Consider the following 15,761-nt stretch of genomic DNA (forward strand, 5'->3'; position numbering starts at 1 on the left):
TAAATAATTATGACGATTCAAAGGCAGTCCGAGCGCCTGCGAATTCGTGGAGACCCGGCGATGCATCTGCCCGTTTTCGAGAAGGACCAGCGCCGGATCATCCAGGAATTGCGCAAGTCGGGCGCCTTGTCGCGCTCATCGCTGGCGGCTCGGCTGGAGATCAGCCCCGCCGCCCTGACCAAGCTGTCCCGATCGCTGCTGTCGCTGGGGGTAGTGGAGGAAGCGGACGATTCCACGCATGCCGCGCGCGGGCGGCCGGCCGTGCCGCTGCGCCTGGCGCCGGGAGGCGGCTATGCCGTGGGCGCCACCGCGCACAAGGGGATGCTGGACATCGCGCTGGTCGACTTTGCCGGCGGTACCATCGCCACCCATCACGAGACCATCGAAGCCATCGATCCGCGTCAGTTCGCCCGAAAGGTGCGCGTGCTCACGCATGAGCTGGTGGATGGGCACAACCTGCTGGGAAGGAGAATGCTGGGGATGGGCGTGGCGGTCCCCGGCCCGGCGCTTTCGATGGATGGGGAGCAGTGGAGTGTGGTCGATGCCCTGCCCGGATGGCGCGGCGCTCCCTTGCATGCCTTCCTTTCGCAGGAACTGGGATGGCCGCTATGGCTGGAGAACGATGCGAACGCGGCGGCTTTGGCCGAATTCTATCTCGGCGGGCTGATGCGGGACTTCTCCACCGTGGTGGTTCTTCTGCTGGGCTACGGAATCGGCGCCGGGGTGATCGTCGATGGGCGGCTCATGCGCGGGGAGTACGGCGTTGCGGGGGAAGTGGGGTGCCTGTTCCCGATAGATCGTCCCCGGCCAAGCCCTCTCGACCTGCTTTCGTGCCTGCGGGCGGATGGCTGTGCGATCACGTCCGTCGCGGAAATCGACTACGCCGCACCGGAGCAACGGGCCACGATCGAAACCTGGATGGATCGCGCCGCCGGGCAACTGGAGGCAGTGTGCAACACGGCTTTCGCCTGGATCGATCCCGGTGCCATCGTGCTGGCGGGGCCGCTTCCGGGCGAGGTGCTGCGAGGGCTCGAGCATCGGCTGAAGCGCGCGCCACTGGTCACCACCGTTGAAAGCCGCCGACCGCCGGTGCGCGTGTCGGGCCTCGGCGGATCGCCGATCACCCTGGGCGCGGCCCTGTTGCCGATCCATGCTCTGGCGATGCAGGGCTAGGGCGTAAACGCATTCAGGGCCGGCCGGCCTATGGTCGCAGAAGGCAATGAGAACTGCCTCTCAAGGAAATGGCGAGGCCTCGCCAACAGCGGCTTCCCGTTCGAGACCGACGGCGTTCTGGTCCAGGACGAATACATGCTGTTGAACGGATCGCTCGAATATCGCCCGTCCGAACGATGGGGCCTGGAATTCTGGATGAAGAACATTTCCGATACCAAGTATTTTCAGCAGAAAATCTCTACCGGCCTCGGCGCGACGACGGCCAGGGCGGCGCCGCGGACCTACGGCGCCACGCTGCGTTTCAGCTACTGAGGCTGGCGGTCCCGAAAAAGGCCCCGCCGTTATGGGCCGACTGATCGGCCTTGCGGCATGGCCAAGGGCGTGCCGCAAGGCCGGGCTCATCAGATCATCGTTTCGGGGCGGACAAGCCTATCAAAAGTGGCATCGTCCACCAACCCCAGCTCCAGCGCCGCTTCTCGCAGGGTCTGGCCCTTGCCGTGGGCGTGCTTGGCGATCTTCGCGGCATTGTCGTAGCCGATTTCCGGCGCCAGGGCCGTTACCAGCATCAGCGAGCGCTCCACCAGTTCGGCGATGCGGGTGCGGTTGGGCTCGATACCGTCGACGCAGCGTTCGGCGAAGCTGGTCATGCCGGTGGCAAGCAGTTCGATGGAGCGGATAATCGCCGCCCCGATCATCGGCTTGAACACGTTGAGTTCGAAAGCACCCTGAAGCCCGCCCACGGTGACCGCCTGGTGGTTGCCGATCACTTGGGCGGCAACCATCGTCAGCATCTCGCACTGGGTGGGATTGACCTTGCCGGGCATGATCGAGCTGCCGGGCTCGTTCGCCGGAAGGTCAAGCTCTCCAAGTCCCGAGCGAGGGCCGGAACCCAGCAGGCGGACGTCGTTGGCGATCTTGGTCAGCGCCACGGCAAGGGTGGAAAGCGTGCCCGACAGTTGGACCAGCCCGTCATTGCTGGCCAGCGCCTCGAAAGTGTTCGGCGCCTTGACGAAGGCCTTGCCGGTCTGCTCGGCAAGATCGGCGGCAACCGCGTCTCCGAAGCCTTCGGGCGCATTGAGCCCGGTGCCGACGGCCGTGCCGCCTTGTGCCAGCCGCAGCACGCCTTTCTCGGCGTCGCGCAAGCGTTGGTAGGCGTCGCGAAGCTGCTGAACGTAGCCCGAGAACTCCTGGCCGAGGGTGAGCGGCGTGGCGTCCTGAAGGTGCGTGCGACCGATCTTCACGATGTCTTTCCAGGCCTTGGCCTTGGCATCGAGCGACGCGGTGAGGCGATCGAGCGCCGGGACCAGCACTTCCTCGATAGAGACGACCGCCGCGACATGGAGGGCAGTGGGGAAGCTGTCGTTGGAGGACTGGCCGCGGTTGACGTGATCGTTGGGATGGACCGGGCTCTTGCCACCGCGCTGGCCGGACAGGATCTCGTTGGCCCGTCCGGCGATGACCTCGTTTACGTTCATATTGCTCTGGGTACCGCTGCCGGTCTGCCAGATCACGAGCGGGAACTGATCGTCCAGCTTGCCTTCCACCACCTCGGTCGCAGCGCTCTCGATGGCGTCGGCCAAATTCGCATCCAGGCCGTGAGCGCGATTGGCGCGGGCAGCGGCCAGCTTCACGCGGGCAAGGGCGCGGACGATCGGCAGGGGCATGCGTTCGCTGGCGGCGAAGGGGAAGTTCTCGATGCTGCGCTGGGTCTGAGCGCCCCAGTACGCGGTTGCGGGAACTTCGATTTCACCGATGCTGTCGGTTTCGCGACGAATTTCCATGGCCGTGACCGTCTCCTCGTTGCCGGGCCACGATAGCAGGCCCGGTGTTGAACCTAGGATCCCTCCATGAGGGGTTCAATGGCGGCGAATCATAGTGCCGCTTGATTGCGTATATGGACCGCGTTTGAGGAAAAGCATATGCGACGCATTAGCAATTAATGCATTGAATCGTTCGTCTTTTAGTCGCCATGGCCACGCGAACGTCATGCGTCACCATCGCTCTGAATGTGCGTGGTTGTGTCGGTATCGGGCGCTCCGGTTGCATGTGGCACATAATACCGTATACGATCTCGCCATCCAGTCGTTATCGAGGTCGCCTCCCATGTCGCTTATCGCTCGCCGTGCTCGTATCTGCGGACTGTTGATGGCCGGTGCTGCGAGCCTGGCTTCGGCCGCTGTTTGCGCGGCTCCGAGCCGGGCGGATATCGACCGTTCGCTCGCATTGCGGGAAAGCTGGCAGTACCTCACCCGCGACATAGCCTGGCCGGCGCACTGGACGCCGGACGGCCAGGCCTTTTCCTATCGCAAGACCGTGGAAGGCGGCTTCGCATTCGAGACTGTCGACGCCCGGTCGCTGGCGCGCAGCGCGGCGTTCGACCAGCAGCGCCTGGCAGCGACGCTGACGCAGGCGCTGGGCCGTCCGGTCGCACCGCTGCGCCTTCCTTTCGCGGAGTTCGACTATGCCGGCGACCGGCAGACCATCCAGTTCTGGTTAGACGAAGATGGCTGGCGCTGCACGCTGACGGACTACGTTTGCGAGAAGCAGGAAGACCCCCGCCGTCCGCGCGGCTTCGGGGTCGTTCGCGACCTTTCGGTTCCCGCCGACAATCACCCGCGCCTATCGCCGGACGGCAAGTGGGAGGCGCTGGTCGAGGATGACAACCTGATCGTTCGCCCGGTCGGGAGTGGGGCCGGGAGCAAGGAGGCGATCCGCCTCAGCACCGATGGATCGTCGGGCAACTTCTACGATCCCGAAACCATTGCCTGGTCGCCGGACAGCCGCCACCTGATGATCTATCGCGTCCGCCCCGGCTATGCGCGGCAAGTGCTGCGCGTGGAAGCGGCCCCGGCAGGCAAGGGCCAGCCGGGCTTGCGGACGCAGCTCTATCCCAAGCCGGGCGATGCGATCGATCAGGAGCAACCCGTCCTGTTCGACGTGGCGGCGCGCCGTCAGACCGTGGTGGAGCCCACGCTTTTCCCCAACGCCTATGAATTGTCCGCCCCGCGTTGGCGTGCGGACGGCAAGAGTGTGGCTTTCGACTATGTACGGCGCGGTTTCGGACAGGCGCGGATCGTCTCGGTCGATGCCGCGAGCGGTGCTGCCCACGCCGCCGTTAGCGAGGATGCGAAGACTTTCGTCTATGCCGACCGCCGCTTTTCGCACGAGGTGAAGGGGCTTGGGAACGAGATCGTCTGGGCTTCCGAGCGCGATGGCTGGAACCATCTCTACCTGATCGACGGTCGGACCGGAAAGGTGAAGAACCGCATTACCAGCGGCCAGTGGGTGGTGCGCGATGTCGTGAAAGTCGATGACGACAAGCGGCAGATCTGGTTCGCCGCCAGCGGTGTGAACTCCAACGAGGATCCTTATTTCCGCCACTACTATCGCGTCGATTTCGATGGCCGGAACTTGACGCCGCTCACGCCGGGACGTGCCGACCACAGCGTCAGCTTCTCGCCGGACATGCAGTTCTACGTGGATACCTACTCGCGCGTGGACATGCCCAATATCAGCGAACTCCACCGGACGAGCGACGGGGCACTGGTGCAGACCATCGCCAAGGGCGATATCACGCGCCTCGCCGCGGCGGGTTTCCGCGCACCGGAAGTCTTCTCCGCCAAGGCCCGCGACGGCAAGACCGACATCTGGGGACTGGTGGTCCGTCCGCGTGACTACGATCCGGCGAAGAAGTATCCGGTGATCGAGAACATCTACGCCGGGCCGCACGACAGTTTTGTGCCCAAGAGCTTCTGGCCCTTCGGCTATCACTCCGGTGGCGACAAGGTGATCGGCATGCAGGCCCTGGCCGATCTCGGCTTCATCGTCGTGCAGATCGACGGCATGGGCACGGCCAACCGCTCCAAGGCGTTCCAGGACGTGGCGTGGAAGAACCTCCAGGATTCCGGCTTCCCCGACCGTATCCTCTGGCACAAGGCGCTGGCGGCGAAGGACGGGGCCTATGACATAAGCCGCGTCGGCATCTACGGCGCCTCGGCAGGAGGGCAGAGCACCCTCAACGCCCTGCTGTTCCATGGCGACTTCTACAAGGCGGGCGTGGCCATGGCCGGCTGCTATGACAATCGCATGGACAAGATCAGCTGGAACGAACAGTGGCTGGGCTGGCCGGTCGACAAGAGCTATGCCGATGCCTCCGGCGTGGACAATGCCGCGCGGCTCCAGGGCAAGCTGTTCATGATCGTGGGCGAGCAGGACAGCAACGTCGATCCTGCCTCGACGATGCAGGTTGCCGACGCGCTGATCAAGGCGGACAAGGACTTCGACCTTCTGGTGGTTCCCGGTGGCGAACACAGCGTCGGGCGTTCGACCGGACCGATCGACTATGTGACGCGCCGCCTGTCGGAATTCTTCATCCGCAGCCTGCAATGAAGGGCGTTTTGTAAGTCCACTCGCTGATGGTGCACAGGCCAGCCCTCTACACTGCCGTCATCCTGAACTTGGTTCAGGATCCATCTCACGGATAGCCCCGCCGTCGATGGTCAGAAATGGATCCTGAAACAAGTTCAGGATGACGATGGCAGTTGTGGGGGAGCGGCGGGGCGGCCAGTCGTCGCGCGGGATCACATGACCGCCCCCATTTCTTACTCGTCGTCTTTCGCGGGTACGTCCTTTGCCGAGACGAAACCGTCATGGTCGGTCTCGTGGCGCAGGAACATACCCCAGCCCGTCGCGTCGAATTCGGGCTTCGAGATGCCGCCGCTCTTGTCGCTGTCCAGCACCCCGAAGCGGACCTCCGCCTGGCGCATCTGGCGGGTGCGCTCTTCCGCGCGCTGGCTTTCCGGACGCTGCGCCAGTTCGCGCTCCAGGCGTTCGCGATAGTCGCCGACATATTCGTCATGCGAAAGAACACCGTCGCGGTTGCGATCCATCCGGGCGAACTCGGCATCCCGCCCGCGCTGGTACTCTTCCTTGCTGACCTTGCCATCGCCGTCGAGATCCTGCTCCTTGATGAACGTCGCCAGATCGTGGGAGGCGGCCTGGGCGGCCGTGGCGCCAGCGCCGATCGCGGCGAGCAGGGAGATCGCGGTTATGACCGTCTTCATGGTATTCATCCTCATTTGGTAACGGAATAGGTCAGGGCGTAAGTGTAGCTGCGCGCGGGCTGGGCGCCGACAGCGCCGACACGGTGGCGGGTCATCGCGAAATAGAGGCCGGGCTCCGGCGCGGTCACGGTGAAGCGGCCCCTGGCGTCGCTGGTGACGATCGGCAGGCGGACATTCTCCACGTCTCCTGCCCGCGCTGCTTCCACTTCCACGTCGGCATTGGCCAGCGGCTTGCCGTCGAACAGCACTTCGAACTCGGCAGGCTGGCCGGCGCGGATCGCGGAAGGGTGGGTTACGGCACGATATTCGATGCCCTTGCCCACCGGCGCCAGCGCCGCCTGATCCGGCTTGCCGCGCGTCACGTAAGCCTCGGCTTTGGTGATGCTTTGCATGTCCACCGGAGTGACCCCGGCGGGCAGCGCACGGCGTGGGTCGACGAATTCCCACACGCCGTCGATCAGCGCCGCCTTGGCGACCCGTCCCTGGCGTTCGCCGCTGGTCAGGCGATATGTGCCTTCGGCGGGAAGCGGCGCTTCCATCATGGCCAGATCCCGCATGGCGACCGGCTTGAGCGGAACCGCCTTGCCGTCCGGACCTACGAGGTGGAAATCGTCGGAAAGCATGGCGACGGTCGGCACGAAGACATGCTCGCTGAACGAGGCTTCGACCGTGACATGGTCTTCCTTGTCCAGCGCGAAGCCGTTCGGAAGCAGGTAAGGCGAGTGCGCCGATGCCGGGATAGCGGCAAAGCCGGCGAGGGTGGCAAGGCTTGCGGCGAGGATCAGGCTCTGGCGGTTCTTGGGCGTCATCGGGTCTTTCTCGACAGTGAGCATGGACGCGCTAGGCCACACAAACTAATGCGAATCAATAGCGATAATTACGATGGCGGTGGATGACGACGCCAATGTAAGAACAGCGACCTGTTTTGATCGCAAGGAACGGGGCGCTATCGCCCGGGCGCGATGCTAAGAGTCTGCCCATGAACGATGGCATGAAAGAGGAAACGCGTGTGGCTGCTGCCGGTTGGGAGGCCGTGGCCAGGGATCTCGACCAGGAAGGGTGGGCCGTCCTGAAGGGATTGGTGCCAGCAGAAGTGTGCACGCAAGTCGCGGCGCTTTACCGGGATGACCGGCCATTCCGCAACCACGTCCACATGGCGCGGCATGGGTTCGGGCAGGGCGAGTATCGATACTTCGCCTACCCCCTGCCGGATAAAGTGCAGGCACTGCGATCGGCACTCTATCCTCGCCTGGCGCCCATCGCCAACCGCTGGTATGCGCGCATGGACATGCCCACCCGCTTTCCGGACGATCATGCGGAGTTTCTTCAGCGGTGCCATGCGGCGGGCCAGCGCCGGCCGACGCCGCTCCTGCTGGAATATGGGCCGGGCGACTACAATTGCCTGCACCAGGATCTTTACGGCGAGCACGTCTTTCCGTTGCAAGCCGCAGTTCTGCTGTCCCGACCCGGACAAGACTTCACCGGCGGGGAGTTCGTGCTCACCGAGCAGCGACCGCGCATGCAGTCTCGACCGGCAGTCGTTCCGCTCGAACAGGGGGATGTCGTGATCCTTGCCGTGAACCAGCGCCCCCAGCGCGGCGCTCGCGGGGATTACCGGGTGACGATGCGGCACGGGGTATCGAAGCTTCATTCGGGCAAGCGGCACACTTTGGGGATCATCTTCCACGATGCAGCCTGACATGTTCGCGGAGAGCCGCAGCGCGGTGCGGATCGGCCCCGGCGCCATGCTGCTGGGCGGCTTTGCATCGGCCGAGGCAAGCGCGTTGCTGGCGCAAATTCCGAAGCTCGGCGCGGTGTCCCCTTTCCGGAACATGACGACCCGCAACGGTGGACGCCTGTCGGTGGCGATGTTCAACTGCGGGGAGACGGGATGGGTCAGCGACCGCAGGGGGTATCGCTATCAGTCGCTCGACCCGGAAACCGGCAAGCCCTGGCCGGCCATGCCCGACCTGTTCCGGTCGCTGGCCGGGCGCGCGGCCGCAGCGGTGGGCTATGCGGGCTTCTTGCCCGATGCCTGCCTCGTGAATCGCTACGATGCGGGAACGCGGCTGTCGCTGCACCAGGACATGGACGAGCGGGATCATGACGCGCCGATCGTGTCGGTATCGCTGGGCCTTTCGGCCACCTTCCTCTGGGGCGGGGCTCTGCGCGCGGACAGGCCGGAGCGGCACCGCCTGCATCACGGAGACGTGGTGGTCTGGGGCGGGCCTTCGCGCATGACGTTTCACGGGGTGGACGGCGTCGAACGCGGAGATCATCCTGAAACCGGGCCTTGGCGATACAACCTGACGTTCCGGAGAGCGCGATGACAGAAACGATTAACCGCTGCCGCTGGGCACAGGGTGATGCCCGGATGCAGGCCTATCACGACGAGGAATGGGGCGTGCCGGTCCGCGATTCGCGCGCGCTCTGGGAAAAACTGGTGCTCGATACGTTCCAGGCCGGACTGTCCTGGCGCACCATCCTCTACAAGCGCGAGGCTTTTCGCATTGCGTTCGAGGATTTCGATCCCCGGCGCATCGCAGCCTATGGTCCGGCGGAGATCGAGCGGTTGATGGGCGACGCGGGGATCGTGCGGGCCCGCGCCAAGATCGAGGCGACTATCCGCAACGCGCGGGCCTATCTGGCCATGCAGGATCGGGGAGAGGATTTTTCCGCGTTCGTCTGGTCCTTTGTGGACGGCCGTCCCGCCATGGGCGATAGAACCGGCAGCGCCGCGCGATCGACCGTCGGGGATGCCCTGTCGGCAGCGCTGAAGAAACGCGGGTTCGGCTTCGTGGGGCCGGTGGTGGTCCATGCCTGGCTCCAGGCGGTGGGTGTGATCAACGATCACGAGGCGGACTGCTTTCGGCGATCGGGCTGTGGCTGACCGGATTTCTTGACTTTCACCGAATTGCTGCTTATCGGGCAGAGTTTACCGATCCACCAGATTTCATACGGAGTGCCCATGGCGCGCGTTACCGTCGAAGATTGCGTCGACAAGATCCCCAACCGCTTCGATCTGGTCCTTCTGGCCGCACAGCGTGCGCGCGAGATTTCGGGCGGCGCTGAGCTGACCCTGGAACGCGACCGCGACAAGAACCCGGTCGTCGCCCTGCGCGAAATCGCCGAGCAGACCGTGACCCCGGCCAATCTCAAGGAAACGCTGGTCACCTCGATGCAGCGCGTCCTGCCCGACGACGATGACGAGATGGACGAAGTCGGCTCGCTTAGCCAGTCGGCCGAAGCCCTTCGCATCACTGCCTCGGCTCCGACCCGTAACACGTCGCTGGGCGGCGATTACGACGGTTGATCGAAAGCGATAGATCGAGAGCGGGAAACTCCGCTTCCTCGTTCTTATCCCCGCGGCACCGGCCCGCGTTCCCACCGATCCTTCCGGAATTTTCGGATCGATCGCACGGAGCGCGGGCCGAGCCCGTTTCAGGGCTTATCGGAATTTCCCGTTTTTCGCCCAGGTTCGTGCCAGTTCCTGGTTGACGTATCTGACATGTCCGGCAACCATCGACCGGTGGTTGGTAAGAAGAACAAGTTGCCTCGCATTGCCGGCATGTCGCCCCGGCTTCGCGCTCCCGTGCAAGACCAGACATCCGATCGCGTTAGCGCGAAAGGCGCCACTATCGCGATCTATAGTGTCAAGGGCGGTGTGGGTAAGACGACCTTCGCAGCCAACTTGTCCTGGTGTTCGGCGCAGGGCGGCCATCCCACGCTCTTGTGGGATCTCGACGCAGCGGGCGGCTCGGGGTTTCTCTATGGCTTGGAACCGAAAGGCTCCGGGCTGGCGGAGGAAGTGTTCTCGCGCGATCGATCGCCGCTCCGCCTGATCCAGCCTACCGCCTGGGATGGAATAGACGTCCTCCCTGCCGACGAGAGCATCCGCGCGCTCGATGCGCAGCTGATGCGCATCGGCAAGCGCAAGCGTCTGGCGCGGCTGACGGAGGAGTTGGCGCAAAATTACGAGCGGATCGTGCTCGATTGCCCGCCGGTTATGAACGAGCTTTCGGCGCAAGTCGTGCGTGCGGCGGACCTGGTGATCGTCCCGCTGCCGCCGTCGCCCCTATCCGCGCGCGCGTTCGATCTGGTGGTGCGCGAAATCGCCGGCAATACCCGTCGCCACCCGCCGATCCTGCCGGTGCTCTCCATGCTGGACTTGCGCCGGGCCCTGCACAAGCAGGCGCGCGATGCAAATCCGAACTGGCCGACGATCCCTTACGCCAGTGCCGTCGAGCAATGTGCGGTGCAGCAGCAGCCGGTCGGCGCGCATTCGCCGCAAAGTCCTGCTGCGCAACATTTCGCGCGCTTATGGGCCGCGATCGAACAGAAGCTGGCCGAACGACGCGGCTAGAAGGCCGGGCAAGCGCTTTCCTTCAGGCCCAGGCCGATTGCTGCTTTCCGGTCGTGGGCCTTCGCGCCTGGCGCAGGGTCAGCGTGATCATGACACGCGTAGAGCGGATCGCCAGATCGAGCAGAGTGCCGCGCGGTTCTTCGCAAGGGAGCGCGATCGCGCGCCGTTCCAGGCCTTCCAGAAGAGACAACATCATCTGCTCGTCCTCCGACAGGTCTTGCGATCGCCCGGTATGCAGGGGCCTGCCCAGTGCGAACTCGAAGAGGGAGCAGAAGCTGTCCATGACCGGAGCCAGCACCGTGCAATCCAGTGCCTCGAGACGGCGGGTCAGTCTGGGCTGCGCCGGAACGCCCTGGCGTCTGGCACCGCACCAGCAGCGGATCATATCGACGAGGACGCTGGGCGGAAGGCGGGCAGGGGTGCCCTGCTGCGTTTGGAAATGGAAGGTCATCGGCGGGCACTCCAGGTCGCTCAGAACATGCTATTGCAAGTCATTCGCAATTACTAGCGTAAAGTGAAGCTCTGCCGACATACGAGGCAAACCGGAGGCGATGGCGATTGTTCCGCCACCGCCATCCGATCAACGGCCGAAATCGCCGCGCGGACGCTGCTGGCCCGGAGGCGGCGCGGTGAAGAACAGTTTGCGGAACGTGATCTGAAACGCTCTGCCCACAGGATCGAGATAGTAGGGCGAGTAGGCAAATGGGGTGTTGCCGTTTCCATCCCGCACTTTCTGGCGAGCGTCGAACAGGTTGGACACCGAAAACGTCAGCCGCGAGCCGCGCAGGAACGGTACCTTCTCGACCAGTTTGGGCTGCTGCCCCAGGTCGGCAAACAGCCGCAAGTCGAATTTCGCGAAGTCTTCGAAGCGCAGTTGCGTGGTCGGGAAACCATTTACACCGTCCACGGTGGTGCCGCTCTGCCAGCTTCCTGTCAGGCGCATACCCAGCCCGCTTTGCGAATAGCCGGACTGGAGTTCCAGCTTGTGGCGCGGCGTGCCGCCGCTGCTGGCGCCGATCGTGCCACCGTTGAGCAGGTCGATCTCCGGTTGCCCCTCGCGCAGTACGACGCGGTCGGAAAACACCCAGGTGTGGTAGAGCGAGAACGTCAGTCGTCCGCCTCGCGCCCCACCGCCGCCGAAACCGCCGCCGCCGAAACCGCGACCACCGAACCCGCCACCGCCGCCGGGACCGGCATTTCCGCCCGGTCCGCCGCCTGCCGCGCTGCCGCGCGGGGCGTCGGGACTTCCGGCATCGGACCTCCCCGTGTCCGAACCGGTGCCTTCGCGGGGAGGCGAAGTATTGTCGTCGCCCGGTGGGGGCCCGCCTTCGCCCTCGCGACGACCGGGACCGCCCTCGGGAAACCGCCTGCGGAAGCTCTCGCGCATCGCATCGATCTGCGATTGCGGCGTTTTCAGCGACTTCGTGAACGTGATGCCCATGCGAAGCTGGGACTTGTCCTCGCTGGCGATGTTGATCGGTCGCAGGTCTACGGCGACCAACTCGCCGTCGGCATCGCGGCTGAAACGTTCCGGGAAGGCGGCAACGACAGCGGGCGTGGCGCCGGGCAGCGCGGTTACCTGGTTGCGCTGCCAGGTGCGGTTGTAGTCCATGTTGAGCGTTATGTTGGGATTTTCAAACCGGAACGTACCGCCAAGACGGAAATTGCGCATGCTGGCGGCCTGAAGGTCCGGATTGCCGCCGGTCACGGCCGTCACGCGCACGGATTCCCCGCGCGTATAATCGAAGATATCGACATTGGCGGTCGTGATGATGGCACCGCCGAGTTGCGCGGCAGAGGGCGCGTTCTGATCGTCGCGATAGCTGGCGATCAGGCTGAACCGGCTTGAGGGATTCCAGGTCATGCCGCCGCCCAGGGTGCGCAGCGTGCCGAAATCGCCGATCTGCCTGACGGCGGCATTGGCGTTGATCGAGATGCGGCCCGCACCCGGGAACAGGGGCACCGCGCGGCTGCTGAGCGGGATGTCGATGTTCACCGAAGCCTCGCCCTGATCGCGGTCCACGCTGGTGTTTCGGGTCAGTCCTTGCCGGGTGACGGCGCTTTCCGAGCGATCAAGATTGCCGCTGACCTTGAAGGTCGTGTTCACGGCTCCTGCGGGAAGCTGAAGCGGCGATGTGGTTGCGACGAGGTTTACTTCGGCGCTGTCGGTGGAATTGCGCGTCTGGTTGACGGGCTGGAAATCCAGGAACTGGCCGGCGATGGGCAAGGCGGGATCGGCAAGGGGATCGCCTGCGGCAACGGCCGCGGCATAGTCGGCCAGGTTGAGCGGGCGCTGCTGGATCGAGCGGGTATCGCTGTGGTCGTAGTTGCCGGTCACGGTCCACTGCCATTTCTGCGTGGTGCCGTTGAGGGTAAGGCCGAGGTGACCGGTCTGCGTGCTGTTGCTGTTTCGCAAGGGCGAAAGCCCGTCCACGGTCGGCAGGAACGTCTCGTCCTCGGACCCGCTCGCGTAAGGGCTGCCGCCGGGGATGGTCACGCCCGGTACGGCGCTGCCGCGCAAGGCCTGGGTGTCGGTGGTCGTGGCCTCGCCGTTGATCGTGGCAAGCCAGACGCTCGACAGGGGCTTGGCCCAGGTTCCCGTCACGGTGAACGCTTCGGATTCCGGGCGTAGCGTGCGGTTGTTGCCGTCGCCGCCGCTGGTGGCCAGGCCGCGCTGGGCTTCGGTGATCGGATTGGCGTGTGAATAGTTGGCGTCGATATTGACGCGCTCGCCGCGCCGGATCGCCAGAAAGTCTCCCTTGGTGTTCACGCCCAGCCCGTCGCCCTGGGTGCCCAGCTTGCCGCCGCCCTCCACGGCGAAAGCGCGGAAACGTTGGCGCAGCACGATGTTGACAACTTTCTGGGTGGCGGCATAGCCGTACTTGAGCGCGACTTCCTCGGGCAGGATCTCGACCCGCTGGATCGCCTCGCTGGGGATCGTGCCCACTTCGCGGAAGCTGGCGATGCGCCGCCCTTCGAGGAGAACGACGGGCGATCCACCACCGGCGCTTTGGGTCTGCGGCGCCAGTTCCTCAAGCAGTTCGGTGACGCTGGAAACGCCAAGCGCTCGGACGTCTCCGGAATTGAAGGTAACTTCGGGCGCGATATCTCCGATCACCGATCCGCGCGGTTTCTGGCCGGCGACGACGATCTCGAATTCCTCGCCGCTTTCCTCTGGAGCCGACGCTGCGGCGGGATTGCCGCTGGCCGGGCCAGAAGTGGATTGAGCCGGGGCGGATTGGGCCGAAGTGGATTGGGCATGGACGGAGGAGACCGGCCACGTCACCAGGGCGGCCGAGGCCAGCAGACCGAAACGGAATCGCACCACTTCGTATTTCCCTCATGTTGTTTTGCTGTTCCATTACAAACTTCGCGCTTTCTGGCGCGTCGCAATTTGTATTAATTGGTGACAGCAAGTCATCGTCCGATAGGCCGCCGTAACGGCGGATGCGGCTTGATGGGTTCTTGGGGATTTACCGAAGATGAGCGCCCGCCGGGCTAGCGCAGTGCGATCAGCCGCTCGCGCGTGATCTGGGCCACTTTCGCGCATCCCAGCTGCGCCATGGCCGCTTCCAGTTCGGTGCGCAGGAGGTGAATGGTATGGGCCACGCCCGGCATCCCGGCGACGGCCAGCGCATGAAGCTGCGGGCGGCCGATCAGCACGGATCGTGCGCCCAGCGCCAGCGCCTTGACCACGTCCGTTCCGGACCGGAAACCGCCGTCGACCAGCACCGGCACGCGTCCTCCGATCGCCTCGATCACGTCCTCGATCATGTCCAGGGCGCTCGGCAATCCGTCCAGCACGCGTCCGCCGTGGTTGGAGAGGATCAGGCCGTCGGCGCCCATGTCCACGGCGCGCAGGGCGTCCTCGCCCAGCACCATGCCTTTCACGAGCACAGGCAGCGAAGTGGCGGCGCGCAACCAGGCGAGGTCATCCCAGCGGGGCGCGCCTTCGGTGAGCGGGGTACCGAACAGGATGTTCCCACCGGGCGTTGCGGTCTGGCGCGGCTGCGGCATCCCGGCGAGGTTTGCCGCCCGGACGCCTGCGGGCAGGACCATGCCCGACAGCTTGATCGCGGCATCCACGGTGAGCACGATCGCCTCATAGCCGGCAGCTTCCGCCCGGCGCAGGAGAGCAAGGCTGTGCTCGCGCTCGGGCTGGAGATAGAGCTGAAACCATAGCGGGGCAGGGCGCTTGCCCATCTCGCCAGCGAAAGCATCGGCGCTCTCGGCGATTTCCTCCAGCGTGACGCTCGACAGGGTGCTGACGATGGTGCCGGTATCGAGCGCAGTGGCGGCGCGGATCGTCGCGTGTTCGCCATCGGGATGGGCAAGTCGCTGATAGGCGACGGGGGCGAGCATGAGCGGCGCGGCATGGCTGCGACCGAACAGGTCGATCGCGGTGCCGCCGCCACGCAAGTCGGCCATGGCGCGCGGACGGAAACCCCGTCGCGCAAGAGCTTCCAGATTGGCGCGCAAGGTTTGGCCGGTTCCCGACCCTTCCTGGATATGCTGCCAGGCCTCGGCCGTAAGGTGCGCGGGGGCACGGCGCTCGTAGTCGGCCAGGCTGCGCACGTCCGGCGGGATCTGCACCAATGGCGGGAGCGGGGCTCCGGTCATGTCGAGGACCATTGCCGAAGCAGGTTGTGATAGACCTGCGTGAGCGTGTCGATGGAGCCGTGTTCGGGATGGTCGGCCGCCACGGACTGGATTGCGCCGTCCAGCTCTAACAGAAGGCGGCGGCGTTCGGGGGCGGCGACGAAGCTCTGGGTCCAGAAGAACGAGACGAGGCGCGCGCCACGCGTGACAGGGGCGACGCGGTGCAGGCTGCTGCCCGGATAGACGACCAGATGGCCGGCCGGAAGCTTGACGCTGTGCGTGCCGAACATGTCCTCGATGATCAGTTCGCCGCCGTCGTAATCGTTCGGATCGCTGAGGAAGAGCGTGCCTGACAGGTCGCTGCGCAGATGCTCGCCGGTGCCGGGGATCGGGAAGATCGCGTTGTCGACGTGGTTGCCGTATTGGCCGCGTCCGTCATAGCGGCTGAACCGGGGCTGGAGTACTCGGTTCGGCAGGGCGGCGGCAATGAACAGCGGGGTCTGCATCAGGCGCGCGAGCACGCGATCGGCAAGTTGGCGGGCAAGCGGATGGTCGAGCGGAAG

15 protein-coding genes are annotated in these 15,761 nt (G+C 65.0%); 8 read left to right on the plus strand and 7 right to left on the minus strand.

Going from position 1 to position 15,761, the window contains the following annotated elements; translation table 11 throughout:
• Nucleotides 1–60: 60 nt before the first annotated feature.
• Both RT424_RS09240 and RT424_RS09245 read left to right on the plus strand, forming a co-directional pair.
• Nucleotides 61–1,173 carry an ROK family transcriptional regulator gene (locus RT424_RS09240; RefSeq protein ID WP_313436720.1) on the plus strand — a complete coding sequence of 371 codons (1,113 nt, stop codon included), beginning with the start codon at nt 61–63 and terminating at the stop codon, nt 1,171–1,173.
• Nucleotides 1,174–1,203: 30 nt separating this feature from the next.
• Entirely contained in the window at nt 1,204–1,485 is a 282-nt protein-coding gene (locus RT424_RS09245) for a TonB-dependent receptor (protein WP_313436723.1), read from the plus strand.
• Nucleotides 1,486–1,574: 89 nt separating this feature from the next.
• On the opposite strand, the gene fumC is transcribed toward RT424_RS09245, so the two are convergent.
• On the minus strand, nt 1,575–2,954 hold the full coding sequence (gene fumC / locus RT424_RS09250; protein WP_313436725.1) for a class II fumarate hydratase: 1,380 nt from the start codon (nt 2,952–2,954) through the stop codon (nt 1,575–1,577).
• A 322-nt stretch (nt 2,955–3,276) separates the two neighbouring features.
• Between fumC and RT424_RS09255 the strand changes: the two genes are divergently transcribed.
• Nucleotides 3,277–5,562: a DPP IV N-terminal domain-containing protein gene (locus tag RT424_RS09255; RefSeq protein WP_313436727.1), complete on the plus strand. Its 2,286-nt coding sequence runs from the start codon at nt 3,277–3,279 to the stop codon at nt 5,560–5,562.
• A 212-nt stretch (nt 5,563–5,774) separates the two neighbouring features.
• Here RT424_RS09255 and RT424_RS09260 read toward each other — a convergent pair whose 3' ends face one another.
• Both RT424_RS09260 and RT424_RS09265 read right to left on the minus strand, forming a co-directional pair.
• A complete protein-coding gene (locus RT424_RS09260; RefSeq protein ID WP_313436730.1) occupies nt 5,775–6,236 on the minus strand; it encodes an EF-hand domain-containing protein in 462 nt (153 codons plus the stop codon).
• An 11-nt stretch (nt 6,237–6,247) separates the two neighbouring features.
• Nucleotides 6,248–7,069: a DUF4198 domain-containing protein gene (locus RT424_RS09265; protein WP_313436733.1), complete on the minus strand. Its 822-nt coding sequence runs from the start codon at nt 7,067–7,069 to the stop codon at nt 6,248–6,250.
• A 158-nt stretch (nt 7,070–7,227) separates the two neighbouring features.
• On the opposite strand from RT424_RS09265, the gene RT424_RS09270 reads away from it, so the two are divergent.
• The 5 genes from RT424_RS09270 (at nt 7,228) to RT424_RS09290 (ending at nt 10,599) form a co-directional block, all read left to right on the plus strand.
• Complete coding sequence (locus RT424_RS09270; protein WP_313436736.1) at nt 7,228–7,935, plus strand: 2OG-Fe(II) oxygenase; 708 nt, start codon at nt 7,228–7,230, stop codon at nt 7,933–7,935.
• Nucleotides 7,925–8,566, plus strand: coding sequence for a DNA oxidative demethylase AlkB (gene alkB / locus RT424_RS09275; protein WP_313436739.1), 642 nt, complete (start codon nt 7,925–7,927; stop codon nt 8,564–8,566). The genes RT424_RS09270 and alkB overlap by 11 nt, the downstream gene beginning before the upstream one ends.
• Entirely contained in the window at nt 8,563–9,126 is a 564-nt protein-coding gene (locus RT424_RS09280) for a DNA-3-methyladenine glycosylase I (protein WP_313436742.1), read from the plus strand. The genes alkB and RT424_RS09280 overlap by 4 nt, the downstream gene beginning before the upstream one ends.
• 78 nt (nt 9,127–9,204) lie before the next feature.
• Complete coding sequence (gene rpoZ, locus RT424_RS09285) at nt 9,205–9,549, plus strand: DNA-directed RNA polymerase subunit omega (protein ID WP_313436745.1); 345 nt, start codon at nt 9,205–9,207, stop codon at nt 9,547–9,549.
• 255 nt (nt 9,550–9,804) lie between these two features.
• Nucleotides 9,805–10,599, plus strand: coding sequence for a ParA family protein (locus RT424_RS09290; protein WP_313436765.1), 795 nt, complete (start codon nt 9,805–9,807; stop codon nt 10,597–10,599).
• Nucleotides 10,600–10,621: 22 nt separating this feature from the next.
• Here the strand turns inward: RT424_RS09290 and RT424_RS09295 are convergent, their stop codons facing one another.
• The 4 genes from RT424_RS09295 to RT424_RS09310 form a co-directional block, all read right to left on the minus strand.
• A complete protein-coding gene (locus tag RT424_RS09295; protein WP_313436748.1) occupies nt 10,622–11,050 on the minus strand; it encodes a hypothetical protein in 429 nt (142 codons plus the stop codon).
• Nucleotides 11,051–11,179: 129 nt separating this feature from the next.
• Nucleotides 11,180–13,927 carry a TonB-dependent receptor gene (locus RT424_RS09300; protein WP_313436751.1) on the minus strand — a complete coding sequence of 916 codons (2,748 nt, stop codon included), beginning with the start codon at nt 13,925–13,927 and terminating at the stop codon, nt 11,180–11,182.
• A 170-nt stretch (nt 13,928–14,097) separates the two neighbouring features.
• A complete protein-coding gene (locus tag RT424_RS09305) occupies nt 14,098–15,219 on the minus strand; it encodes an alpha-hydroxy acid oxidase (protein WP_313436754.1) in 1,122 nt (373 codons plus the stop codon).
• Nucleotides 15,216–15,761, minus strand: a 546-nt coding sequence (locus RT424_RS09310) for a Fe2+-dependent dioxygenase (protein ID WP_313436756.1), incomplete at its 5' end; no start/stop codon positions are given. The genes RT424_RS09310 and RT424_RS09305, both read right to left, overlap by 4 nt.

Source organism: Novosphingobium sp. (genome assembly GCF_032093395.1).
Classification (GTDB): domain Bacteria; phylum Pseudomonadota; class Alphaproteobacteria; order Sphingomonadales; family Sphingomonadaceae; genus Novosphingobium.